At 59.2% G+C, this 23,849-nt stretch carries 22 protein-coding genes and 4 pseudogenes; 8 read left to right on the top strand and 18 right to left on the bottom strand.

What is annotated here, in order from left to right; translation table 11 throughout:
• Positions 1-177: 177 nt before the first annotated feature.
• From ligD to N2599_RS23595, 3 genes are all read right to left on the bottom strand, one after another.
• Complete coding sequence (gene ligD, locus N2599_RS23605; protein WP_027513927.1) at positions 178-2,820, bottom strand: DNA ligase D; 2,643 nt, start codon at positions 2,818-2,820, stop codon at positions 178-180.
• A gap of 102 nt (positions 2,821-2,922) precedes the next feature.
• Positions 2,923-3,867 carry an RNA-guided endonuclease InsQ/TnpB family protein gene (locus tag N2599_RS23600; RefSeq protein WP_260308588.1) on the bottom strand — a complete coding sequence of 315 codons (945 nt, stop codon included), beginning with the start codon at positions 3,865-3,867 and terminating at the stop codon, positions 2,923-2,925.
• On the bottom strand, positions 3,860-4,111 hold the full coding sequence (locus N2599_RS23595; RefSeq protein ID WP_260308573.1) for a helix-turn-helix domain-containing protein: 252 nt from the start codon (positions 4,109-4,111) through the stop codon (positions 3,860-3,862). Before N2599_RS23595 ends, N2599_RS23600 begins: the two co-directional genes overlap by 8 nt.
• Before the next feature lie 189 nt (positions 4,112-4,300).
• Between N2599_RS23595 and N2599_RS37900 the strand changes: the two are divergent.
• Positions 4,301-4,393 (top strand): annotated as a pseudogene (locus tag N2599_RS37900) (transposase); the annotation flags it as partial.
• 102 nt (positions 4,394-4,495) lie between these two features.
• On the opposite strand, the gene N2599_RS23585 reads toward N2599_RS37900, so the two are convergent.
• Together N2599_RS23585 and N2599_RS23580 are read right to left on the bottom strand one after the other, a co-directional pair.
• A complete protein-coding gene (locus tag N2599_RS23585) occupies positions 4,496-4,807 on the bottom strand; it encodes a DUF982 domain-containing protein (protein WP_084606517.1) in 312 nt (103 codons plus the stop codon).
• Positions 4,808-4,877: 70 nt separating this feature from the next.
• Positions 4,878-5,242: pseudogene (locus tag N2599_RS23580) on the bottom strand (hypothetical protein); the annotation flags it as partial.
• Positions 5,243-5,480: 238 nt separating this feature from the next.
• On the opposite strand from N2599_RS23580, the gene N2599_RS23575 reads away from it, so the two are divergent.
• Together N2599_RS23575 and N2599_RS23570 are read left to right on the top strand one after the other, a co-directional pair.
• Positions 5,481-5,924 (top strand): hypothetical protein, encoded by a 444-nt coding sequence (locus N2599_RS23575; RefSeq protein ID WP_027511195.1) that lies wholly within the window; start codon positions 5,481-5,483, stop codon positions 5,922-5,924.
• Positions 5,925-5,978: 54 nt separating this feature from the next.
• Positions 5,979-6,232, top strand: a pseudogene (locus N2599_RS23570) (nucleotidyltransferase family protein); the annotation flags it as partial.
• 17 nt (positions 6,233-6,249) lie between these two features.
• Here the strand turns inward: N2599_RS23570 and N2599_RS23565 are convergent.
• A complete protein-coding gene (locus N2599_RS23565) occupies positions 6,250-6,507 on the bottom strand; it encodes a type II toxin-antitoxin system Phd/YefM family antitoxin (RefSeq protein WP_027511194.1) in 258 nt (85 codons plus the stop codon).
• Positions 6,508-6,731: 224 nt separating this feature from the next.
• Complete coding sequence (locus tag N2599_RS23560; protein WP_037142433.1) at positions 6,732-7,223, bottom strand: cupin; 492 nt, start codon at positions 7,221-7,223, stop codon at positions 6,732-6,734.
• Between the two features lie 137 nt (positions 7,224-7,360).
• Here N2599_RS23560 and N2599_RS23555 point away from each other — a divergent pair, with 137 nt between their 5' ends.
• On the top strand, positions 7,361-7,921 hold the full coding sequence (locus N2599_RS23555; protein ID WP_027511193.1) for a DJ-1/PfpI/YhbO family deglycase/protease: 561 nt from the start codon (positions 7,361-7,363) through the stop codon (positions 7,919-7,921).
• Between the two features lie 50 nt (positions 7,922-7,971).
• Here N2599_RS23555 and N2599_RS23550 read toward each other — a convergent pair whose 3' ends face one another.
• The 6 genes from N2599_RS23550 to N2599_RS23525 all read right to left on the bottom strand — a co-directional run bounded on the left by N2599_RS23550 (position 7,972) and on the right by N2599_RS23525 (position 14,804).
• Entirely contained in the window at positions 7,972-9,015 is a 1,044-nt protein-coding gene (locus N2599_RS23550; RefSeq protein ID WP_027511192.1) for a DNA topoisomerase IB, read from the bottom strand.
• Positions 9,016-9,031: 16 nt separating this feature from the next.
• On the bottom strand, positions 9,032-11,185 hold the full coding sequence (gene glgX, locus N2599_RS23545) for a glycogen debranching protein GlgX (protein WP_027511191.1): 2,154 nt from the start codon (positions 11,183-11,185) through the stop codon (positions 9,032-9,034).
• Between the two features lie 77 nt (positions 11,186-11,262).
• Positions 11,263-12,057, bottom strand: a complete 795-nt coding sequence (locus N2599_RS23540; RefSeq protein WP_027511190.1) for an SDR family NAD(P)-dependent oxidoreductase — start codon at positions 12,055-12,057, stop codon at positions 11,263-11,265.
• A 122-nt stretch (positions 12,058-12,179) separates the two neighbouring features.
• Positions 12,180-13,385: a 3-oxoadipyl-CoA thiolase gene (gene pcaF, locus N2599_RS23535; RefSeq protein ID WP_027511189.1), complete on the bottom strand. Its 1,206-nt coding sequence runs from the start codon at positions 13,383-13,385 to the stop codon at positions 12,180-12,182.
• Positions 13,386-13,395: 10 nt separating this feature from the next.
• On the bottom strand, positions 13,396-14,100 hold the full coding sequence (locus N2599_RS23530) for a CoA transferase subunit B (RefSeq protein ID WP_027511188.1): 705 nt from the start codon (positions 14,098-14,100) through the stop codon (positions 13,396-13,398).
• Positions 14,097-14,804: a 3-oxoacid CoA-transferase subunit A gene (locus N2599_RS23525; RefSeq protein ID WP_027511187.1), complete on the bottom strand. Its 708-nt coding sequence runs from the start codon at positions 14,802-14,804 to the stop codon at positions 14,097-14,099. Before N2599_RS23525 ends, N2599_RS23530 begins: the two co-directional genes overlap by 4 nt.
• Positions 14,805-14,958: 154 nt before the next feature.
• Here N2599_RS23525 and N2599_RS23520 point away from each other — a divergent pair, with 154 nt between their 5' ends.
• Positions 14,959-15,714 (top strand): IclR family transcriptional regulator, encoded by a 756-nt coding sequence (locus N2599_RS23520; protein ID WP_027511186.1) that lies wholly within the window; start codon positions 14,959-14,961, stop codon positions 15,712-15,714.
• Positions 15,715-15,751: 37 nt separating this feature from the next.
• Here N2599_RS23520 and N2599_RS23515 read toward each other — a convergent pair whose 3' ends face one another.
• Positions 15,752-16,633, bottom strand: coding sequence for a helix-turn-helix domain-containing protein (locus tag N2599_RS23515; RefSeq protein WP_027511185.1), 882 nt, complete (start codon positions 16,631-16,633; stop codon positions 15,752-15,754).
• A gap of 110 nt (positions 16,634-16,743) precedes the next feature.
• On the opposite strand from N2599_RS23515, the gene pobA reads away from it, so the two are divergent.
• Positions 16,744-17,916: a 4-hydroxybenzoate 3-monooxygenase gene (pobA, locus tag N2599_RS23510; protein WP_027511184.1), complete on the top strand. Its 1,173-nt coding sequence runs from the start codon at positions 16,744-16,746 to the stop codon at positions 17,914-17,916.
• 49 nt (positions 17,917-17,965) lie between these two features.
• Positions 17,966-18,409 (top strand): GNAT family N-acetyltransferase, encoded by a 444-nt coding sequence (locus N2599_RS23505; protein WP_027511183.1) that lies wholly within the window; start codon positions 17,966-17,968, stop codon positions 18,407-18,409.
• Positions 18,410-18,803: 394 nt separating this feature from the next.
• On the opposite strand, the gene N2599_RS23500 is transcribed toward N2599_RS23505, so the two are convergent.
• Positions 18,804-20,039 carry a hypothetical protein gene (locus N2599_RS23500; protein ID WP_027511182.1) on the bottom strand — a complete coding sequence of 412 codons (1,236 nt, stop codon included), beginning with the start codon at positions 20,037-20,039 and terminating at the stop codon, positions 18,804-18,806.
• Positions 20,040-20,661: 622 nt separating this feature from the next.
• Between N2599_RS23500 and N2599_RS23495 the strand changes: the two are divergent.
• Positions 20,662-21,139, top strand: a pseudogene (locus tag N2599_RS23495) (transposase); the annotation flags it as partial.
• Here N2599_RS23495 and N2599_RS23490 read toward each other — a convergent pair.
• From N2599_RS23490 to N2599_RS37895, 3 genes are read right to left on the bottom strand one after another with little or no spacing between them, the layout of a single operon-like run.
• A complete protein-coding gene (locus tag N2599_RS23490) occupies positions 21,140-22,195 on the bottom strand; it encodes a glycosyltransferase family 4 protein (protein ID WP_167333916.1) in 1,056 nt (351 codons plus the stop codon).
• A gap of 18 nt (positions 22,196-22,213) precedes the next feature.
• Positions 22,214-23,173: an NAD-dependent epimerase/dehydratase family protein gene (locus N2599_RS23485; protein ID WP_209444074.1), complete on the bottom strand. Its 960-nt coding sequence runs from the start codon at positions 23,171-23,173 to the stop codon at positions 22,214-22,216.
• A gap of 59 nt (positions 23,174-23,232) precedes the next feature.
• A complete protein-coding gene (locus N2599_RS37895; RefSeq protein WP_157814350.1) occupies positions 23,233-23,790 on the bottom strand; it encodes a sugar transferase in 558 nt (185 codons plus the stop codon).
• Between the last annotated feature and the right edge of the window lie 59 nt (positions 23,791-23,849).

The following is a 23,849-nucleotide window of genomic DNA, read 5'->3' as shown; positions in this document are numbered from 1 at the left end:
TGCCGTTGCCGCTCTCGAAATAATAGATCTGGTACTCGGGAAAGTCGGTATTCCGCGTTCGCTGCTCACTCATGTCGCGCAGCGGCGCAAGGACCTGCAGGTAAATCGCGCCATATTGGGATGGGATGGCGACGCGAACCGCCAACTCCCAATCCGGCGTCCATGGTTCTTCCGCCCTCATGCGGCGACCCTTGCCTTGCCGAGACGTTTGATCGCCTGCTCCAGCGGCCGCTGGCCATTGCAGTAGTCTTCCCAGGCGGAAGACTTCATTAGCAGCGCCGGCACGGTGCGAATGGTGAAGCGCTTCGGGTCGAGGCCGGATTTGACCTGCGTCCAGGTCAGCGGCATCGAGATGGTGGCACCCGGCCGGGCACGCGGTGACAAGGGTGCGACCGCCGTCGCCATGCGGTCATTGCGCAAATAATCGAGGAAGATGCGGCCGTTCCTCAGGCTCTTCGTCATCTTGATCAGATAGAGCCCGGGATTGTCGGAGGCCATCTGCTGGCAGACGGCTTGCGCAAACCTTTTCGCCTCCGCCCAGGAGAGCGGCTTGCGCTTGCTGACCGCCAGCGGAGTGACAACGTGCAGTCCCTTGCCGCCAGTGGTCTTGCAGAAACTGATTAGGCCGAATTCCGCAAGCCTGTCCCGCATCTCGCGGGCCGCTGCAACGACTGCGGAGAAGGCTACGTCCGGACCAGGATCGAGGTCGAAGACGAGCCGTCCCGGCACTTCCGGGTGACCCGGTTCGCAGTTCCAGGGATGCAGCTCGACGGCGCCGGCCTGTGCGACGGCTGCGAGGCCCTCGACGCGGTCGATCTGCAGGTAGGGCTTCTTGTCGCCGAACACCTTCACCAGTTCGAGAAGGTTCGACGTGCCGGGCATCGCGTGGCGCTGGAAGAACTGCTCACCACCGATCCCGTCGGGTGCGCGGATAATGGAGCAGGGCCGTCCCCTGATATGCTCTATCATCCAGGAGCCGACGGCTTCGTAGTAGCGGGCAAGCTTTTCCTTGGTGACGGGTTCCCCGTCATTGGCATCCGGCCAAAGCGGCTTGTCCGGGTTGGAGATCAGCACCCCCATCACGTTCGGTTTAACACCCTTCCGCCGCGCTGTCCTCTCCGCCGCAGTTGTCGGCGCTGGCTCAGGAAGGTCTGCCTTCGAGGGCTTCGCCGGCCGTTCGGCCTCGACCTCCCTAGCTGGCTTGTCCGCCCGCAGTCCCTTGAAGGCGGCCTGCCGCACAAGGCCGTCGGCGGTCCAGCCTGCGAATTCGATTTCCGCCACGAGCTCGGGCTTCAGCCACGTGACCTCCGCTTCCTTCTTCGGCGCGCCGATGCCGGCGAAGGGCGATTTCGCCCTCTCGAGCGCCTTCAAACTCGGAAGCAGCGTTTCCACTTTCTTCGCCCCAAACCCGGTGCCGACGCGACCGACATAGACAAAGTGGTCGTCGTGGTAGACACCGACCAACAGGGACCTGAACCTGCCATTGGCCTTGGCATAAGCACCGATCACAACCTCGTGGCCGACCCGGCATTTGGACTTGGCCCATGTCCCCCTTCGGCCGGATTGGTACGGCGCGTCCACCTGCTTCGAGATGATGCCTTCCAGCGACAGCTTGCAGGCGGATCGAAGGACCGCGTCGCCTCCGGTCTCGAAGTACTCGACGAAACGGATGCGCGGATCGTTGCCGGCATCGGACAACAGGTTCTGGAGCCGCACCTTGCGATCGACGAGTGGCAGGGATCGCAAATCCTCGCCGCCATCGTAAAGAAGATCGAATGCAAAGTAGACGAGATTGCCGGTCTTGCCCTCCGACAGCGCCGCCTGCAGGGCAGCAAAATCGGGCGCACCATTTTCGTCGAGGGCGCAGATCTCACCATCGATAATCGAGTCCGGCAGCGCAGATGCCGCCTCGGCGATTTCGCGATATCTCGCTGTCCAGTCGAGGCCCTTGCGGGTCTTAAGTGTCGCGTCGCCATTCAGCACTCGCATCTGGATCCTGTAGCCATCGAACTTTATCTCGTGAATCCAACCAGCGCCTGCCGGAGGACGCTCCAGGGTCTGGCAGAGCTGCGGCGCGATGAAGTCAGGCAGGTCTTCAGGAGTGACCGACGTCTTGCCGGCTCGCACATCCGATTTTCGCTCTTCGGCGGCCAGCCCTTGATGGCTGTCCCAGACCGCGTCTGCCTGGACATTGCCTCCCGTGACGATGAATGGTTTGGGCTTGCGCCCTTTGCCAGCGGCGATCATCTCCATCGTTCGGCCGGAGGCGACCGATGTGTCATTCTCCTCCAGGATCGCCGCGCCGTCCTCCCCGACCGAAAACGCGTCATGGTGCTTGATCAGCAGCCAGTTGTTTCGCTTGCCACGTTCGCGATCATCGCCCATGCGCACCAGCACGAAACCGCCGTTCAGCCGTTTGCCTTCCAGGGTGAACTTAAAATCGCCCTTTGCCAGAGCTTGCTTCGGGTTCTTTTTTCCTTCCGGTTTCCAATAGCCGCGGTCCCATAGCATCACAGTACCGCCGCCATACTGGCCCTTCGGGATCGTCCCTTCGAAATCGCCATAATCCAACGGATGGTCCTCCACCTCGACCGCCAACCGCTTGTCATGCGGGTCGAGGGATGGGCCCTTCGTGACAGCCCAGGATTTGAAAACGCCATCGAGCTCGAGCCGCAGATCGTAGTGAAGCCGTGTCGCGTCATGTTTTTGGATGACGAAACGAGGGCGATTGCTGCGCGCAATGGGCCTTTCACCCGCCGGCTCAGCCGTTTTTCGGAAATCGCGCTTCGATCGATAGGTTGATAGTTTGTCACTGGCCATGGTCATTCCCGGAAGTAGCATCCATATCGGAATGCTGGCTGGCAGCCGGAAGTTCCTTAACATCTTCCCCGCCGTGAAGGATGGGGATTTTCAGGGGCGGCTTTAGGCCGCCCTTTCGAGTCCTCGGCTCCCGCCGGAAGTCTCCGACGCCGCCGATGGCCGTGTTCCGGCCAGGAGTATGTTGACCGCCGCGTTGACGTCGGCGTGGTCTGCGTGTCCGCAGGAGAGGCAGAGGAACTTCGCTTGGTTTTCGCGGTTTGCCTTGTCTCTCGACCCACACTTTGAGCAGGTCACGGACGTGTATCTCGGATCGACCTTCACGACGGTTCCGCCGCGGAAGGCAAGCTTGTAAGTCAGCAACAGCTCGAAGCGGTACCACGCCGCCGCGAGGATCGAGCGATTGAGGCCAGCCTTCCGGGCGACGTTCTTGCCCGGCTCTTCGACGGTCCCTTTCGCCGAGGCGCTCATGTTCCGGATCTTCAGGTCCTCGAGGACGGCCGCCCCGAAGCGCTTCGCGATGCGCGTCGTCGTCACGTGTTGCCAGTGCAGCCGTTGGCGCGCCGCCTTCGCCGCGATCCGCGCGGCGTGGCGTCTCGCCTTGGCCTGGCGCTTCGAACGGCTCTTGCGCCGTGCGGCTGTCCGCTGCCACTGCTTGTGGCGGTCGTTGAGGTTGGATGGCGGCATCGCGTGCATCTCGCCCGTGGCGAGCGCGAAGGTGTTGACGATGCCGCGGTCGATGCCGACGGGCGGATTGTCGTTTACCGGCGTCTCGTGTTCGAACGCGCAGGAAAAGGCGATGTGCCATCCGTTGGCCTCGCGCACGACCGTGACGTTGCCGACCGCGCCCCTGATCGGGCGGGTGTAGCGGAACTTTACGGCGCCGATTTTCGGGAGCCGCACCCGCGCCCACTTCGCGTTCAGCACCGCGATTGCGCCGACGCGGCTCGACGGGAAGCGCAACGCGTCGTTGACGAACTTGCGCCTCGGCTTCGGGTAGCCCGCCCGTCCGGCAAAGAAATTCTGGAACGCCTGGTCAAGGTCACGCAGCGCCTGTTGCTGCGCGTCGATCGGGCATTGTGCACGGCACCTCGGCGCGGATCGCCGTCAGCTCGCGCGCCTGGGACGGGTAGGAGATGTTTTTTCCCTCGGCCTTCTTGAACTGCCGCCAGAAGGAGGATCGCTGCTCAAGGGCGATGTTGTAGACGAGGCGCACGACGCCGCAGCAGCGGGCGAAGAATTCCGCCGTCGGCGGGTCAGCGTCAATCCTGTACTTGTACGCGCGGTTCGTCATGCTATGGTTGTATCAATTGGCCCGTAGGCATTGCAATATCGATTATCGCACGGGAAGATATCGTGTCTTTGCGTTGCACGTTCATTTGGTCTTCGTCACCAGGTACAGGCGGGATGTGAGTCGGAACGCGCCGTGGCCGACCTGTCGCGCATCATCGCGAAGCTATGGTCCGACGTCGATGCAGAACGCGTATCGTGCGACGGCGAAGACGATCACGTCCATCTGCTGGTGAACTATCCGCCCACCGTCCAGTTGTCGAAGCACGTCAACAGTCTCAAGGGGCGTGTCGAGCCGACTGACGGCGCTCCTCCAAGCGCCCTTCGGAAACAACGAAGCTCATGCGAGTCTCGCCTCCTTGGAGGCGAGACCATCGTTGATGCACGGCTAGATGACAGCTGCGTGTGCTGGCCGGCGCGGATGAACGGTGGGCTTTCTCCTGCACGGGGCCATGACGGCAGGCATGCCGGCTTCGAGACAAGCCGCGACGAATGCCTCGCGCGCGATCACGGCGGGAATGGTCCCGCTGAGAGCGCCGCGGCACGTCTTCACCGCTCGTTGATGGCGCTCACCGTGACGCAACGGCCATTCGTTTTCGAGAAAATCCAGGGCGTCGTAGACACCTGTGAAAGTACGGTCCAATCCGCACTGCAGCCGGATCCTCACCGGCCTTGTCCATGGAACATCGTTCAGCGGCATCTCGTCCTCCTTTCCATGCCACCAATGATCCTGACGGATGATATTGTGGGCGGTCGCCAACTGTTCAAGATCAGCCACCCAGCGGAAATCGTATCGTCGTCGCGCCCTTTCGCGCTTCACGCGATCTCGCTGCTCGTCTGGCCAGCCTCAACTCCTCGATCATCGGATGCCACCATTCGCGGCCTTCCGTCTTAGCCTCTTTCATCGGCCAGGCGCGAACCAGTTCCTCCAAGGTTTCTCGATCGACGAGTTCGCCAGTTGTTTCCGTGAAGACGACAATCCCATAGGAGGTACCGACCCAGCGCCCCAGCAGCGACAGGTCATTGCATCTAAGCGGATAGCGGCGGCGCTTCGCTCGGCCGACCGCAGCTTGCGGCGCCTCTCCTCCGGCTCGTTCCTGCGAGCGGCGGCTTCAATGTCTGGCCACCGGCGCCGGGGTGGCTTCCGGAGACCATCCTGAGGAGAGTGCACAGCCCCATCGCACGTGCCAGGTGAACTAGCTGCATTTCAAAAGTGCTGACGTGCTTGCGTACAGAAAGAGCCGCGCCAGGATCGGGCAACGGAAGCGGCGCCCACAGCCCGCATAACGCAGTGCCTCGCCGAGCCACAATGTACTTCCTTGTGAACAACCGGCCAGTTCACGCGTTCCATTAAAGGGGCAAAGGAGCTCTCGATGTCATACGGATCGCTGAGTACTTTTGCTGAAACCTGGTGCCGGTACAGCCCGGACACCGAGATTCTCGAGGCCGCTCATAATCTGGTGGACCAGTACCTCGTGTTCTCGGAGGAAGAACACGTAGGTAACGACTTAGTCGACGAAATCGAGCTGCCAGTCCCGAAGCCTGTTCTGATCAAGTCGTTTGGCCTCGTCATTGCCGCCGAGCACCGTCCGCATATCAGGGCTCTTCTGATCAAAGCCGGAATGACGCTTGCCCAATATTGCGACAACCTCGGCCCACGGATCAGGCTAAAGCCCACAACGCCACACGGTAGGCCGCCGGCAGCACAATCACGAGAATGCGAGCGCCGTCTCCAAAAGAAGCTTGCGGCGGTCGCTGCAGAACGGATCGAACTTGCCGCATTCTATCGCCGCGCCTTTATCGAGGCCATGCACTGATCCGAATGCCGTAGGTGTCCGGACAGCGGGACCGCGCTGTTCCCTCTCGATTGCTTCGATCTCCCTACTCCCGAAGGCGACAAGCGGCGCTATGTCGGCCCGCATAGCGCAGGGAGATCACGGCGCGGGTGAACGCCCACAAGGAGATCAAGGACGATCTCCGCGAGCGACGCCGCCTCGTCGGCGTCCTTAAGCGCAGCGGCGGACTGGAAGGACCAGATGCCTTCGCGGGCGACATCACGAAAGCTCTTGCCGAAGCTGGCTTGTTTCGGCTGCGGGCGGTTCTGATCGGATCGGTGGCTTTCAGCTGCCGTTGGCCGGAATATCAGCCATCGGCTTCCCGGCCTTCTTCGATCAAACGGTCCAGTTCGGGCAAAATAATGTCCACCAGGTCCTGCGGAGCTTCGTTGGCGCCATAGACTCTTCGAGGGTCGCCCTTGCTTTTCATGGCCTCGAACTCGTCGTAGGTCATGAGGACGTATCTCGGTTTGCGGTGCTGGGTAATCGCAACCGGCTGACGATCGGCCGCCATAGTGACGGTCTTGATGTCGCGCAGCAAATCGACGGTGGTAAATTTCTGCATCGGACAGCCTCCTTCAGATAAATCGACTTATACGATTTATTTGACTATTTCGCAAGCGACCGGAACCGCACCTGCCCTCGCAAACCCACGGGGAATTAGCGTCAAGTTTAACTACATCATTGTGCGTGCCTTGAGGCTTCAGTTCCAGGTTTCAAGCCCGATCACACGACACTCATCTGGGAAACAGGTGGCTTGAACATCACCAGCTTGCCATGTCCAGTATTTCAGCGCCAAAGTGCAATAAGTCCGCCATTTCCGCCGGTAACCGGATCGGTTCGTGGTGCGGAGAGGTCTCGGATACGCCTCAATTGTTCCGGCGTTGCCGCTTCACGACAGAGATCGTAGTCGCTCCCGGGCGGATAGGCGCCGATCACCAGGAAATCGCTGCTTGCGGAAAGACGACAATGGCCGGTTCCCGCGGGCAATATCGCTGCATCGCCAGCATGAACTTCGATCTTAGGGCCTGTCGGTCCACCAAGCATCAACGTCGCGCTGCCCGCGGCAAAACCCAAGGCCTCATGGGTTTTCGAATGATAGTGATGAAACGGATAGACGCCGTTCCGCCACATATTGCCCCAGCCGTTTCGTCTGAACAGGCCTTCAAAGCCCTCCGCCAGATTCCCATCCTTCAGCACGCCTCGATAAAACAACAGCGGAAACGCGGGATTGTTGGGAACGAATTCGCTAGGCTCCAGCCGGATTGCTTCGGGTTCCATCAGTTCGCCTCCTCATCCGCTACAACGATAACAGCTTCGACCTTTAGCGGTTCCGCTTGCTATCTCGGAACCAACGGCGCTTGGCGTAGTTGTGCATAGGCATCCCGAGTTCAACAGAAGAAGGAAAGGACATGTCCATGCCTTCCATCAACTCTGCAAAAGTTCTTATCCTAGCGACTGACGGCTACGAGCGCTCTGAGCTGCGGGTACCGCACGAGGAGCTAAAAAAGCGCGGGGCCACGGTCAAGATTGCCTCCATCAAGGAGGGCAGCATTAAGAGCTGGCACAAGGGCGATTGGGGCGACAGCATCGGCGTCGACCTGCAGGCGAAGGACGTGAAGGTCGACGATTTCGATGCCATCGTCCTGCCCGGCGGCCAGATCAATCCTGACAAGCTGCGCGCCGACGAGAACGCCATGCGCGTCGTTCGCGAGTTCGTGAAATCCGGCAAGGTTGTGGCCGCCATATGCCATGCACCATGGCTGCTTATCGAAGCCGATGCGTTGCGCGGCCGACAGGCAACCTCATACCGCTCAATCAAGACCGACGTAAAGAACGCCGGCGCCACCTGGAAAGATGAAAAGGTAGTAACCGACCAGGGCATCATTACCTCCCGTTCGCCAGACGATCTGGACGCATTCGTCACGAAGGTCGTCGAAGAGATCGAGGAAGGCCGCCACGAGAAGCGAGCCGCTTGATAGGACCTCCTGTTCACTTGAGCCCGCGCGCCCCCTGTGCGGGCGTTTCTTTATGAGGCTTTACGTACAGTCGCCTCTGCTGCCCGCCGATCGCGGGAAAGGAAATCGAGCAGCCGGTTCTCTTCCGCCCGCAACCCCCACAGCGGCACAACCAGCGGGAACGTCCCCTCCGGACAAACATAGTCCTTGTCGGCAAGAGCAATGATCGAAGGGTGAATGTAGCTTGAGCGCGAGATGGCGGGCGTGTTATGCAACACGGCAGCTGACGCCTCCGCCATATCCTTCACGGTCGGGCGCTTTCCGCCTTCGAATGCGCTCCGCGCAACGGCGAAGGCCGCGAGCGAACCGGCCCACGTCCGAAAGGTTTTCGCGGTGATCGCAGTACCGGAAATTTCCGCCAGATAACTGTTCAATCGTCCGGATTCGATCGGCTTCAACGTACCGGTCTCATCCTTCCAAACGAAAAGCTGGCGGCCGGGGAGGTCGGCGATCTCTTCCAGCATCTTTTGCAGCCGGGGATGCCGGAGGCTGCGCCGAACACGCTTTCCGCCCTTGGAACGAAACTTCAACTCGATCCGGCCCTCCGTTATCGTGATGTGCCGCTTCAAAAGCGTCGTTGCGCCATAAGTGCCATTTTCCTTAAGATAGGCTTGGTTACCGACGCGAAGATGTGCTTGATCGAGCAATGTCGTCAGAGCCGCAAGAACGCCACGGACATCTTCAGCGCCGGTCTCAAGATCGCGCTGCACCTGCCGCCGTATCCTAGGCAAAGCCTGGGCAAAAGCGATCAGCTGATCGAATTTTGCGATGCTGCGAAAGGACTGCCAATCATTGTGATAGCGATATTGCTTTCGTCCGCGCGCGTCAAAACCAGTCGCCTGCAGGTGGCCGTTTTCCTTCAGACATATCCAGACGTTTTCGTATGCGGGAGGCAATCCAAGCGCGGCGATACGGTGCTTCTGCTGCGGCTCCCTGACCAGCGAACCGTCTGGCAACCGGTAACAGAAGCCCCTGCCCTTTTTCTGCCTGCGGATACCGGGTTCGGTATCGCTTACATAGACCAGGCCAACTTCACGTAGGTCTTCCGCATTCATCGCTTTGTTTCGATTGTTATCGGTTCTTGCGACCGAAGTGGAACCATCGCGGACCTTCGGTCTTCGTGGCCTTCTTCGGCGGTTCTGTGGCACCTTTCGGCGCGAAAACGGCAATACTTTCGCGGTAGACCATCACCGGGTTTTCCGGATCGAATGCCGTAAAGGGGTCGTCGGCTCCAGTCTCGACGACTCGTTGCCAGGACTTGATGCCGTTGACCTCCGGAAGCGTCACCTCACAATCCCCACCAGCATTGAACACCATGAAGAGGCCGTCCATCTTTTCCGCGTCCGATGTGTGAACACTCCGGGACACGTAAACACTGAGCACCCGCAATTCGTTGTCATTCCACGCGCCGTCGTCCATGAAATGGCCATCCGGCTTGTACCAGGCGACTTCAATCCGTCCGTCCTCTGCGGTTTCGCCTGTCAGGAACCGCTCCTGCCGAAGCTCCGGCTGCGCCTTGCGGAAAGCGATCATCTTCTGGCAGAAGGTTAGAAACGGATCGTCTAGCCCGTTCCAGTCGATCCAGCCAATCTCGTTGTCCTGGCAATAGGCATTGTTGTTGCCGCCCTGGCTGTTGCCCACCTCGTCGCCTGCAAGGATCATTGGCACGCCCTGGCTGAGCAGCAGCGTGGCCATCATGTTGCGCCGCCGTCTACGGCGCGCGTCATTGATACCGGAGTCGTCGGTTGCGCCCTCCGCACCCATATTGTCCGAGTGATTGTCGGAGTGGCCGTCCCGATTGTCCTCGCCGTTCGCTTCATTGTGCTTGCCGTCAAAGGAGACCGTGTCCATCAATGTGAAGCCGTCATGAGCCGCAAGAAGATTAATGGATGATGTCGAGCCGCGGTCAGAATGGTTGAACTGCCGCGCCGAGCCGGTGACGCGCTCCGCCATCTCCGACACCAGTCCGCCATCGCCTTTCCAAAAGCGGCGAACATCGTCACGGAACTTGTCGTTCCATTCACGAAAGGGGTGCGGAAATCCGCCGACTTGATAACCGCCTTCGCCGACGTCCCACGGCTCGGCGATCAGCTTCACACCAGCAAGCATCGGATCCTGCCGGATCGCGCTGAAAAAGATACCCTGACGGTCGAATTCCATATCCTGACGGCCGAGCGTGCTCGCGAGATCGAAGCGGAAGCCGTCGATATGCATCGCGCCGACCCAGTAGCGCAGGCTGTCCAGCACCATACGCATGACCATCGGATTGGCGACATTCAGCGTGTTGCCGGTACCTGTCGTGTCGAAAGTGTGACGAGGATCGTCCGGCGAGAGGATGTAGTAGCTCGCATTGTCGAGGCCACGAAAGGAAAGCGTCGGACCCTTTTCGCTGCCTTCAGCCGTGTGGTTATAGACCACATCCATGATCACCTCGATGCCGGAGGCATGGAACTTCTTCACCATGGTCTTGAATTCGGTGATCTTGTCGGTCGACATATAGCGCGATTGCGGTGCGAAGAAGCCGAGCGTCTGGTAGCCCCAGTAATTGGTGAGGTGCTTTTCCTCCAGATACCGGTCGTTCGGAAAATACTGGATCGGCAGCAATTCGACGGCCGAAATGCCAAGCTTCGTCAGATGGTCGATAATCGGATCGCTGCACATGCCGAGAAACGTGCCGCGTAATTTATTTGGCACCTTCGGATGCGTCATCGTCATGCCGCGCACATGCGTCTCATAGATGACCGTTTCCGTCCACGGGCGGCGGATCGCCTCATCGCCGTCCCAGTCGAAATCCGGATCCTGCACCATGCCTTTCACCGTGAAAGGCGCGCTGTCACGCTCGTCGAAGGAGAGATCGTCCTTGCCAATCGTGTAGCCGTAGAGCGCATCGTTCCATTTGAGATCGCCAACAACCTGCTTGGCATAGGGATCGAGTAGAAGCTTGTTGGGATTGAAGCGATGCCCGTTTTTTGGATCATAGGGTCCGCTTGCGCGATAGCCGTAGACGGCGCCCGGCTTCAGCCCGCCAATATAGCCTGACCAGATATCGCCCTCGCGCTTAGGCAACGGCATGCGTGCCATTTCCGTCCTGCCGTCGTCGGAAAAGAGACATAGGTCGACCTGCTCGGCGTGAGCGGAATAGACAGCGAAATGCGTACCAGTCCCGGTATATTCAGCGCCGAGTTCCGGCTTCATGAAATCGAGTTCGGAAAAGGAAAAACTCATAGTGTCTCCGCTTGGTGGATGGCCAAGCGGGAAACGTTACCGCAGTGCGAAAGTTCCCTGGATCGGCTCTAAGGGCGCTACGGCATCAACTGGCCGCCGTTCACCTCGATGATCTGGCCGGTGATGTAGCCTGAAAGCGTCGGCGAAGCGAGGAACAGATAGGCCCCGACGCAGTCTTCCGGTGTGCCGACGAAACCCATCGGAATGGTCCTGCGCTGCATCTCCATCTGTTCGTCATTGGTATAGCGCTCGTGAAACGGCGTCGCGATGACGCCCGGCGCCACGGCATTGACGCGGATACGGTCGGCCACGAACTCCTTGGCATGGCCCCGCGTGATCGTCGAGACGAAGCCCTTGGAGGCGGCATAAAGGATCGCACCGTTGCCGCCGCCGTTTCGCGCGGCGATCGAGGTCGTATTGATGATGAAGCCGCCCTGCTTCTTCAGCCACGGATGCGCGGCACGCGTTGCAGCGAGGACTGAGCGGGCGTTCAGGTCCATAACCTTGGCATAATGCTCGTCAGTATATTCAGCGGTCGGCCTGCGGCCAAGCATGCCGCCGGCATTGTTGATCAGGCCGTCGAGATGGCCGAAGGTCTTAGCGGTTTCCTCGACAACGCGTTCAGTCTCGCCTTCCCGTGAGACATCGCCCTGCACCAGATGCACGGTGGCACCGGTCGCCTTGATCTCATCGGCGAGCAATTCTGCCGGCTCGCGGCTCGCATTATAGTGGACGCCAACTTTCATGCCCTGCGCTGCGAATGCACGCGCGAGAGCCGCACCGATGCCGGTCGATGCGCCCGTAATCAGCACCGCCTTGCCGTTCAGGTCAGGTATTTTGATGGACGCGAGTGATTGAGCAAGATCCGTCATGCCAGAAACAGCCTCCGAAAACCAATGAAATAGATAGTGAAATGGATTTGACGAGAGTCTTATCAGGCGGAATGTAGAATGGACAATGCACGAAAGAGAGAGCCGGCGGGTGCCTGGCGCCGTCAGACTCTTGCGAGGGCTATTGCAACCCCCTGGCCGACGCCGATGCACATCATCGAGAGCGAATAGCGCCCGCCCGTTTCGATAAGTTCCAGCGCAGCCGTTCCGGTAATGCGCGCGCCCGACATGCCAAGCGGATGGCCAAGCGCGATGGCGCCGCCATTGCGGTTGACGCGCGGATCGTCGTCGGCAATCGCGAGTTCGCGCAGCACTGCCAGCCCCTGCGAAGCGAAAGCTTCGTTCAGTTCGATGACATCGAATTGATCCTTGGTCATGCCGAGCCGTGCCATCAGCTTGCGCGACGCCGGAACTGGTCCGATACCCATGACGCGCGGCGGCACGCCGGCGGCCGCACCGCCCAGGATACGGGCGATCGGCCTCAGACTATATTTCCTCGCCGCCGCCTCCGAAGCAATGATCAATGCCGCAGCGCCATCGTTGACGCCCGAGGCATTGCCGGCTGTGACTGAGCCGCCTTCCTTCTTGAAGGGCGTTCCGAGCTTCGCCAGCGCTTCCATCGTCGTTGCGCGCGGATGCTCGTCCTTCTCGACTACCACGGGATCGCCCTTGCGCTGCGGGATCACGACTGGGATAATTTCCTTTGCCAACCGGCCGTTTGCCTGAGCGGCAGCGGCCTTCACCTGCGAGCGCAGCGCGAAGGCATCCTGGTCCTCGCGGTTGACCGTGTAATCTTCCGCAACGTTCTCGCCGGTCTCCGGCATGGAGTCTACGCCGTATTGCTTCTTCATCACGGGATTGATGAAGCGCCACCCGATCGTCGTATCGTAGATTTCGGCATTGCGCGAAAAGGCCGTGTCCGCCTTCGGCATCACGAAGGGCGCACGCGACATGCTCTCCACGCCGCCGGCGATCATCAGTTCCGCCTCGCCGGCGCGAATGGCGCGCGCGGCGGTGATCACCGCATCCATACCCGAGCCGCAAAGCCGGTTGATCGTCGTACCCGGGACTGACACCGGCAGGCCGGCAAGCAGCAGCGACATGCGTGCCACATTGCGGTTGTCCTCGCCCGCCTGGTTGGCACAGCCGAAGATGACGTCGTCGACGGCTTCCCAATCGACCGAAGCGTTGCGCTCCATCAGTGCTTTCAGGGGTACCGTTCCGAGATCGTCCGCGCGCACCGACGACAACGAGCCACCGAAGCGCCCGATCGGTGTGCGGATGTAGTCGCAGATATAGGCTTCGGTCATGGTCTCTTCCTCAAAGCTCCGGCACGAGAAGGTCGGCAACGGGGCCGTCCGTATCGAGCGGCGCGCCGGTCATAGCCTGCAGTTCCTCCATTGAGATAGCCGCCAGCTTCTCGCGCAGCACGAAGCGGCTCTTCACAATGTCAACGACGGCATGGCTCGTATAGACGCGCGTGATGCAACCGACGCCGGTCAGCGGGAAAGTGCATCTTTCGACCAGTTTCGGCTCACCGTTCTTGGTGACGTGTTCGGTAATGACAAAGACCTGCTTGGCGCCGTGTACGAGATCCATGGCGCCGCCGACCGCCGGCACACCCTTGTTGCCCACGCGCCAGTTGGCCAGATCGCCGTTCTGCGCAACCTGGTAGGCGCCGAGGATGGCGACGTCGAGATGGCCGCCGCGCACCATGGCAAAACTGTCGGCGTGGTGGAAGAAGGAAGCGCCGGGCTTCAGCGTCACAGGCCTCTTGCCGGCGTTGATCAGGTCCCAGTCCTCTTCGCCGGCCGGCGGCGCCTCGCCGAAATTCAGGATGCCGTTTTCCGTATGGAAGATCGCCTGCCGGCCCGGCGGCTGGTAGCGGGCGACCATTTCGGGAAAGCCGATGCCGAGGTTCACATAGGCGCCGTCGGCGATGTCCTGAGCCGCGCGCCAGGCGATCTGGGCATTGGAAAGCTTAACATCTTCGCGCGTGTCGCGGGGGCGGGTATCGATGGTCATGCGTAGGCCACTCCGGCTCGAACGAGCTCTTCTTCCTGCTGCGGATTGGATATCTCGACGACGCGGTCGATGAAGATGCCAGGCGTAACGACATGTTCGGGATCGATGCCGCCCGCCGGCACGATCTTCGAGACCTGCACGATCGTCTTTGCAGCCGCCATGCACATCAGCGGGTTAAAGTTGCGGCCGGCCTTGTTATAGGTGAGGTTTCCGTGCGCGTCGCCGACATGCGCCTTCACGATCGCGAAATCGGCCTTCAGCCAGCGCTCCTGGACATAGTGCCTGCCATCGAACTCGGCGATCACCTTGCCTTCGCCAAGCTCGGTGCCATAGCCCGTCGGCGTGTAGAATGCAGGAATACCGGCCCCGCCGGCGCGGATGCGTTCGGCAAGTGTTCCCTGCGGCACGAGTTCCAGCTCGATCTCCCCGGCAAGATATCTTTCCGTGAAGGCGCGCGGATCCGAGGAACGCGGAAAAGAGCAGATCATCTTCCGCACCATGCCGGCGTCGATCATCGCAGCGATGCCGATCCGGCCGTTGCCGGCGTTATTGTTGATGACGGTAAGGTCCTTCGGCCCCTTGTCGATCAAGGCGTGGATAAGCTCGATCGGCGCACCTGATCCGCCGAAACCGCCGATCATGACGGTGGCGCCGTGACTGATTTCGGAGACGGCTTCCGCCGCGTTCCTGATTGCCTTGTCCATGCGGGATCTCTCCTTGCCGGATGTGGTGGGGGTACGTTCCTCCACGCCTCATGAACACGAATAGGGCTAGACAAAATCGGCGGCAAGGCACTTTGTGCGATATTTGACATTTGTTCGTATAGCGCACATTGTGACACCTTGATTGGAGGTCGGAATGCGGGAAACTGATTTCGTCAGCGGCTTTGCCCGCGGCTTGAAAGTCATCGAGGTCTTCGGCGAGATGCACCAGCGCCTGTCGATCGCAGAGGTTTCAAAGCTCGCCGGTCTTGACCGCGCCACTGTCCGCCGCTCGCTGCTGACGCTCGCAGAACTCGGCTATGCGGATTACGACGGCAAGTTCTTCACATTGACGCCGAAGATCCTGCGCCTCGGCCATGCCTATCTCTCGGCAACACCGCTGCCCGTGCAGATCCAGCCGCATCTCGACCAATTGTCCGACAAGGCCGGGCAGAGCGCCTCTGCCTCGGTTCTCGACGGCACCGAGATCGTCTATATCGCCCGCGCCTCGCAGCGCCGCGTCATGTCGATCAATCTGATGCCCGGCAGCCGCCTGCCCGCCTATTGCGCCTCGATGGGCCGCGTGCTGCTCGCGGCGCTACCGGAAAGCGAAGCCCGTGCTATCCTTGGCCGGACGGTGTTGAGGCAGAACACGCCGAAAACCAAGACGGAACCGGAAGAACTGATTGCCGAATTCCGCCGCGTCCGCTCGCAAGGCTATGCCATTATCGATCAGGAGCTTGAAATCGGCCTTTGCTCCATCGCCGTTCCGGTCGAAAACGATCGAGGCCAGACGGTTGCAGCCATCAACATCGGGGCGCCGGCAGTCCACGCCCCTGCATCGGAAATGGCCGAGCGCTATCTGCCGCTTTTGCGGGAGACGCAAAGGGCCTTGCGGCTGGTTTTGCGATAGCGGTGCGGTGATCCCTCCCCCGCAAGCAGAAGCGGAATCATACGCCGAGCCTTGTTCGTTCGGCCATGCGCCATGCGCGCGGCGTCTCGCCCGTTTGCTTCAGAAAAAAGCGCGAGAAGTAGGCTGGATCGCCAAAGCCCAACCGGTAGCCGATCTCCTGTACGCTGCCGAAGGTGAAGACCAGTTCACGTTTTGCCTCGTCCGTCAGCTTGCGGGCGATGAGTTCGTGCATGCTATGTCCCGTTGAAGCCTTGACGATGCGGTTCAGATGCGTCGGCGAGATGCCGAGCTCGCGAGCGTAGAAGGCAGCCGGCCTATGTCCCCTTAGGTGCTGCTGAATCAGGCCGCTTAGGACCTCCATGCGCCGGCTATTCTCATCGGCCGCTTCACTTTCGGCACCTTCTGAAATCCGTGCCGTCAGTTGCAGTGCCGAAGTCACATAGGCATCCAGCAGATCGTTCCGGCCGCTTCGCCGGCATGAAAATTCTTCTCCCAACCGCGTCAGCGTCTGCGCCACGTAAGCGGCATCCTCGTTTTGCATATCGAGCTCAGTCAGGTGCGGTTCGGCCAGCCATTCCCCGAGACGACTGCGATCGCCAGGTGTGGCTTTCAGATTAGAGGCGAGCACCGTGATAACAAAGCCGTCGATATCTTTCGAAAAGCGGAAGCCGTGCTTCAGGCCCGGCGGTACGGTGATCACGGTGCGCGGATGGATTACGTGCTGCTCCTGGCCGAAGATCGCATCTCCCGATCCGGCATCGATGTACAAGATCTGAAGGAAGTTTTCATGCCGATGCAGCCGGATTTCCCAGTGATGGAGGCTACTGCGCGATGGAATTGTCTCGCAATGCAGCCAGAAATCCGGCTTTTTGCCGGCACTCTCGCCATAGAGCTCATAGGTTGGAACGAATTTCGTCATCGCGCGCAAATCCCTCTATGTTCGATTTGTTCAATTTCTCGCGTGAAATGTCCATTGCCGCGGCCGCGCACGAGGAGGAGAATTTGGCGATAGACAGTGCGGGAGGAAACATGCGCACGCAGGTCGCGATCGTCGGTTCCGGGCCAGCCGGGCTCCTGCTCGGCCAGCTTTTGACAGAGGCCGGCATTGAAAACGTCATCTTGGATCGTGTCGGGAAGGAGTACATTCTTGGACGCGTCCGGGCCGGCGTCTTAGAGGAAGGCACGGTTGGCCTTATGGACCAGGCGAAATCCGGCGCTCGAATGCATGCCGAGGGGTTGCCGCATGACGGCTTCTCGCTTGCTTTCGACGGCCGCGATCACCGCATCGATCTCTTTGGGCTTACCGGAGGCAAGCGTGTCATGGTCTACGGCCAGACGGAACTCACGCACGATCTGATGGATCATCGTGAAAAAAGCGGCGCCTTGACGATCTACGATGCGGCCGACGTCCAGCCGCATGAATTCGACGGCCAGTTGCCTTACGTCACCTATGACAAGGGCGGCATCACGCATCGCATCGATTGCGATTTCATCGCCGGCTGTGACGGCTTCCACGGTGCAAGCCGCAAGGCGGTGCCGGAACGATCAATCCGCACTTTCGAGAAGGTTTATCCCTTCGGTTGGCTCGGCATCCTTGCCGATGTTGCGCCCGTCAGCCATGAGCTGATCTATGCCAACCATCCGCGCGGCTTCGCGCTCTGTTCGATGCGCTCGCAGACCCGCAGCCGCTATTACATCCAGTGTCCTTTTGACGAGAAGATCGAGGACTGGAGCGATGACCGTTTCTGGGACGAGCTGCGCCGCCGCCTCCCAGCTCATCATGCCGAAAAGATGATCACCGCGCCGCCTTTCGAGAAATCCATCGCGCCTCTCCGCTCCTTCGTTGCCGAGCCTATGCGTTTCGGCCGTCTCTTCCTCGTCGGCGACGCCGCCCATATCGTGCCCCCGACGGGCGCCAAGGGCCTCAACCTCGCCGCCAGCGACGTGCACTACCTTTTCAGCGGCCTTATCGAGCACTATCAGGATCGCTCGAACAATGGCATCGATGCCTATTCCGACCGCGCGCTCTCACGAGTCTGGAAAGCCGTCCGCTTCTCCTGGTGGATGACGATGATGATGCACCGGTTCCCCGATACCAGCGATTTCGACCAGAAGATCCAGGAGGCTGAACTCGACTATCTGACGCATTCCCGGGCAGCGGCGACTGCGCTTGCGGAGAACTATGTGGGGCTTCCCTACTAGCAAACCGTTTCGCTTTCAATCGAATGGCCGTTGTGCGAGCATCGCGCCCATGGAACCTGTCGATATTCCGATCGTCGAGATCATCACCGATCATCCCAGCAGTGAACATTGCGCCGCCATCACCAGGACGCTGCGTGAATACAATGATGCCAACGTCGGGGACATCCAGGACAAGCCCGATTTTGCGATTCTCGTTCGCGATCCGCACACCCGGGATGTTCTCGGCGGGCTCTATGCAGTCGACGGCTACGGCTGGGCTTTCATTAAGTATCTCGCGATTCCTTCAGCCTACCGCGGCACAGGCCTAGGCACACGCTTGATGGTCGAGGCGGAAACCATCGCCCGGGAGCGCGGATATATCGGCGTCTGGCTCGATACGTTCGAATTTCAGGCAAGGCCGTTCTACGAGAAACTCGGTTACGAAATCTTCGGGCAACTGGAAAGCGGACCGGGGGCGATTGCGCGCTACTTCCTGAAGAAGCGCTTCGCTTGAATTGATCCGAGCGGTGTTTGGGTATCCTAGTTATCTTTGTGCAGACAGGAGCACGCGCGCCGCAAGGCAGCCAGGCTAATTGTCGGCGGCAAAGGACCGGTCGCGCATCAGTCCATCCTTCACCTGGCTTGGACGGCTGGTAGTCCTGGAGCCGTTTGCGGCCTACATGACGCGCCTGGCTCCGGCGATAGAGCCTCCGGAAACGCGATATTCGACAAGTCGCGGCGGACATTGACGCGCCATATCTATGCCGACGGCGAGATCGTCGCCCTAATGGCCGCGGCCGGCGCGCTCCAACCGCAGGGTGAGCTCCGATTGGTCGTGTTCGAAACGTTGATCGGAATGATGCGTTTCTGTCGATTCTTCTCAACACCGAACAATCAAGGATATGACATCACTCAACTGCTTTCTGGGGCAGATACTTAACGTTTGGTGTCTCTTGATTGCGCTTTTGGCTGCCCACGACAAAGCCGAGAAGTGCTCCGGTCTTGATCGAAGCATAAGCGTGCCCGAACAGACTCGTACTGGCCAAGTATATCAACGCGGCATTCGTGATCAATGGGCGCTCATTCAAGGACGAGACGCCCGCGGATATGTACAATAGAAGGACGTACCCCAATATTCCAGAAACCTCTGCAAAGTAGAGAATTGCGCTGTCATTGGCATGGGTTTGATCGAATCCTCCGAATAGCAGTGTCGTCAAGTCGGCTTCCCTGAGTTCCTCAAAGGTCCAGGACAACCGTCCCGCCAAGTCGGCGATGTGCTGATCACCAGCCGTGGAATAATGCAAAACCGCTCCACCTGCGATCACAACGAATGGCAACGCAAGACCTGCCAAGCGCGGCAATCGCGCGAGGAGCGGCGCCCCTATCGCAATGACGAAAAGCACTCCCAAGGCGGCTCGAACGTCGGACAATATTATGAGCAAGGAACAGCCCGAGACAGCAAGTATTTTCCTGCCGGCTTGATATCTGTATTCATTCATATAGAAAATTGCGGCAATACAAGCGAAGTAACCTAGGGACAGAGGCTCGAGAAAGAGGCCGCTCGCGCGATGCGTAGCGTCGCCCTGTCCGGCTCGCTGGGCACCGAAATAGAACCCTGAGTCATCGGCCTGGTCATCCATCTTGTCCGCGACCCAGCTTCTTGTGTTCGCATAGTATCTCAGGGGATTGACAATCTTGGCGTAAGCATCAGGCATGACAGTCTCAAATGCCACCGTAATCAATACTATGATAAATAGCATATGCATACACCATCTCGGTACTCGCTTGATGGTCGAACCTAAAACAACGAAAAGCGGAATCACCGACATGTCATACAGAATTTTTACATCGGTCTGACCGTGATATATTGTCGATATTACAACGCACGATACTAGCATAACCAACAATATGACTTGATCGGCCGTCAAACGAGGTCGGCGCAACACGACCAATGCGGCAGCACAAAGGGTCACAACGAGCTGCACGGCAACGACGTGAATCTCCTGAATATTTGTGACGAGATTATTGACGAGTGCTAGCCCGAAATTCATGACCGTACAAAAGGCTACGAGAGCGAGCGGAAGAAAATCGCCATCCCACCGAGCCAAGGTGCCTTTCCGATCAGCAGCCGGCATGCCACTCATTGTATAAAGCTCCGTGACAGCCAGATTGGCTCACGCGACGGTTAATCGTTCTTGTCGGCCTTCCGAATTGCACTGAGCGCCCACCCGCTGAAAAAGAACGAAACAAGCAGAACGGCAGGTGCTCCAATGGATGTGATGATGATGTTGAGACCATAACCGCTGAAAAGCAAGTGCGCTATACTCCCCAGAAGCAAAACCGTAGCGATGTTCACGCAGGACATCGCTGAGAGCCCAAGAACCGCAGCGATAATCCCACCAATGCAGGACGCAATTAGGAGCCAGTACGTTCCCATGACCTGAGCCTTGTCGTGCCGCATGTCGAACGGCGCACGCACTTGATTGCTAAGGTGCATATTCTACGCCCGGGACGATGCATGGATTAGAGTGACGGCGCAATGGTCGTTCTCATCCGGCCGGATGAATACGCTCTTCCCGCCGATTGCAGACGACGAGCTCGAAGGACTGCGTGCGCATGCGCAACTGGCCCGGCACCTAAGCGATCGCTCGTTCGACTCCTGCCGGATAGCTCAACCTTGCGTGGCGATGCGCGGGAGGATTCTGCCTCGGCGCAGGTCGTGACGTCCGCGTGAAGGTCATACGCTTGTCGGCAGGCGGCGCACCACTGCCGATGATGCCCGGCGTGCCTGAACGGCCTGCCCATTCTTATGTTCGATACGGCACAACCACGTTGTTTGCAGCTCTAGATGTCGCCTCCCGCTTCGTCATCGGCAAATGGGACAAGCGCATTCGGGCCACCGTATTCCTGGACTTCCTGAAGCAAATCGATGCGAGCGTACCGTCCGATTTGGACGTTCATATCGTGATGGATAACTATGCGACCCACAAAACTGCGTCGATCAAAAACTCGCTGATGTGCCAGCCACGCTACCGCGTGCACATCACCCCGAACTTGGCGTCATGGCCGAACGCTGGTTTGCGGAACTGACCCGAAAGCAGCTCCGTCGAGACGAACATACCTCGACAATGCGGTTCAAACCCGACATTCGAGCCTTATAGCGGGCCAAAATCCGCAGATGACATTCGGCGCATCCGTCAAACGCTTTTGTCAGAGGTCGATGACAAACGTCGAATTCAGGTGATTAGTTACTCTTAGCGTAGATGTTCAGGAGGCGCCGGGCATTAACTTCCCATGAGAATTCATCGGCGACGAGGGCTCTGCCGCCGGCAAGTGCACTTGCAGGAATCCTGCAGGCGGCAGCAAGTGACGAGACATAACCATCTTCATCGTCCAGCTTGAATATCATCCCGGGAGCACCGCGTTCTACCAGCCAGCCGTTTCCACCCACGTCGGAGGCGACAAAGGGCTTTCCGAAGAACATCGCCTCGAGCAGAACTGTGGGGAGGCCCTCCCAGCGCGAACTCAGCACTACCGCAGAGGCGTTCATATAGGCAGCCATGACCAGGGCCCGATCAGCACGTTCCAGGATATGGACCCGTCCTTCGAGCTGAAGTTGCGAGACGAGTTCTCTGACGGCGGGCAACTCACCGTCGTCCTGACCGATGAGGACCAGATGATGGTCGGGGATCCTGCGATGCGCCCTGACTAGAAACGGGATGTTCTTCACGCGGTGAAAACGCCCGACGTGCAGGACATATGGCTGCTCAAATGGAGGAAGTATGTCACGCGATTTGTCCTCGAGTTCAATCAGCTCGCGGATTGATACAGAGTTCGGGATTATGACCGACTTTTCCCTGTGCAATCCATTGCGTATGGAGTCTGCCTGATCCTGCGGGGTCAAGTTCACGACGGTGTCGCAGATCTTCATTGTATGGCGCGTCATGGTGAGGTCAGTCACCGCTTTCGCGAGCTTCTTGAGGGCGGATCCATCGGGATAGAAGGCATGCGGCGTGAACACGGTGCGCATGCCAGCCTTGTGGCCCGCCCGCATGGCCGCGAAAGAGAAGGGATTGCGCGGCAGGTGCGCGTGGACGACATCGGCTCCACGGTTAACGAAGGCGCGCAGTTGGGCCTGCGACGGCACCGTCTTGACTGCGAGCCCCTCGAACTGGACGAGCGCGTCACTGCCGGCCGCGCATACCACGACGTCTACGCCCAGCCTCCCCAGTTCGGCAGCAAGGGACGCGATGTAGCGCTCGACCCCTCCGAGATAACCCAGGAAATATCTATTTGCCATTATGACGCGCATGCCACCCTACCCGGTAATTGACCATTTCGTTTGTGTTTCGAGAGCAAATTCCATCAAAACGGCCTTGATCGCATCCTCGGCCGAGCGCTGCGGCTCTCCGATTAGCCCCCGCATGACGGTGGTGTTTGGCTGAAGCCTAGGCCGATCGACCTTGCGCTTGCGCGCTGCTGTTTCAACGAATTTGATTGGTCTCTGCGCGGCTTTCTGGAACAGGCTCAATATATCCGCGACCGAGTACTCCTCACCTGAGCCAAAGTTTATCGTGTGGACGTCGCTTCCTGACAGTCCAAGGCATCGAACGAACAGGTCGGCTGCGTCCATAACATGCAGATAGTTTCTCCTTGGCGTGGTATTCCCAACCTCTATCAGCGCTTCTCCTCTTGCAATCTGCCTGCCGATCTCAGGAAAGAGGTGCGGATTCGTCTCGCCCGGCCCGATCAAGTTGGAAAGACGGCAGCAGACGGCTCGCCATCCTCCTCGAACCGAAGCGCTCCGAACAAGATCTTCGCAGACAAGTTTGCTCCAGCCGTAGATATCCATCGGCACTGTATCGGCATCCTCAGACAGGACCTCTACAGATGGCGCGTAGACTGCGACGCTGGATGCGAAGACCAAAGACTTCAGCGACGAGGACGGTACGAGCGCTTCAACCAGATTCCTTGTTCCGACCACGTTCGCCATGAATGCGGCCCCCGGATCCGCTTCACAGCGAGGAATGAAATGTATGGCTGCAAGGTGGATGACATGGTCGAAAGGCCGCTCGCCGAGAACCGCCAGGATGGTGCCTGGATCGGCGATGTCTCCATTGACGAATTTGATCGACGCGTCCGCCGTGTCTAGCGGGGTGCCGGCGGACAAGTCGTCCAGAATTGTTACATGGCACCCCTGGGCCGCAAGCCTCGAGACGACGTGGCGGCCCAAGAAACCGCAACCTCCTGTGACCAATACATTGTTCTGATCGCTCAATGCAAATCCCCCTTCCAAAGAATCGAGTGCGTAGTACGACGCAACTCGACAATTGATTCTTATCGCGATAGCGCACTGTTAAATATTGTCTTCGACGTTAGAAGAAGTATCTTGAAATCCATGGCGACTGATATATTTAGTATATAGTATATATCATACTCAACTTTTGCTTTAACTTCCTCAATTGTCGAAACATATCCTTGCTTGACTTGGGCCAAGCCCGTCAAACCTGGAGGTGCGCAGTAGCGCAGTTTATACTCCGGGAAAGCGCATTCGTACCGGCGAGCCAGAGGGACCCACTCTGGCCTGGGGCCGATAAGGCTCATCTGGCCGACGAGGACATTCCAGAGCTGCGGCAGTTCGTCGAGATGCGATTGTCGGAGGAACGCACCGAGAGGCGTAATTCTGTCATCATCCAGACTGGTTGGCCGGGGAGCGCCATCGGATGTGCGCATGCTCCGAAGTTTCAGTGCTCGGAATGTCCGTCCCCTGTAACCAACGCGCTCTTGGGCGAGAAAGACTGGACGACCCATCGTTACCAGCACTGCCGCCGCGGCGACGCCTACCAGCAGGACGCTAGCCGGCGCACTCGCCAGGACAAACGCGATATCGAACATGCGCCTGACGAAAAGATACCTCGTTGACCGGCCGACTGCTGCATCTATATGGCCGGGAT

This window comes from Rhizobium sullae, from assembly GCF_025200715.1.
Taxonomy (GTDB): Bacteria; Pseudomonadota; Alphaproteobacteria; order Rhizobiales; family Rhizobiaceae; genus Rhizobium; species Rhizobium sullae.
The sequence above is the reverse complement of the archived record's forward strand: the minus strand, read 5'-3'. Positions and strand labels throughout refer to the sequence as shown.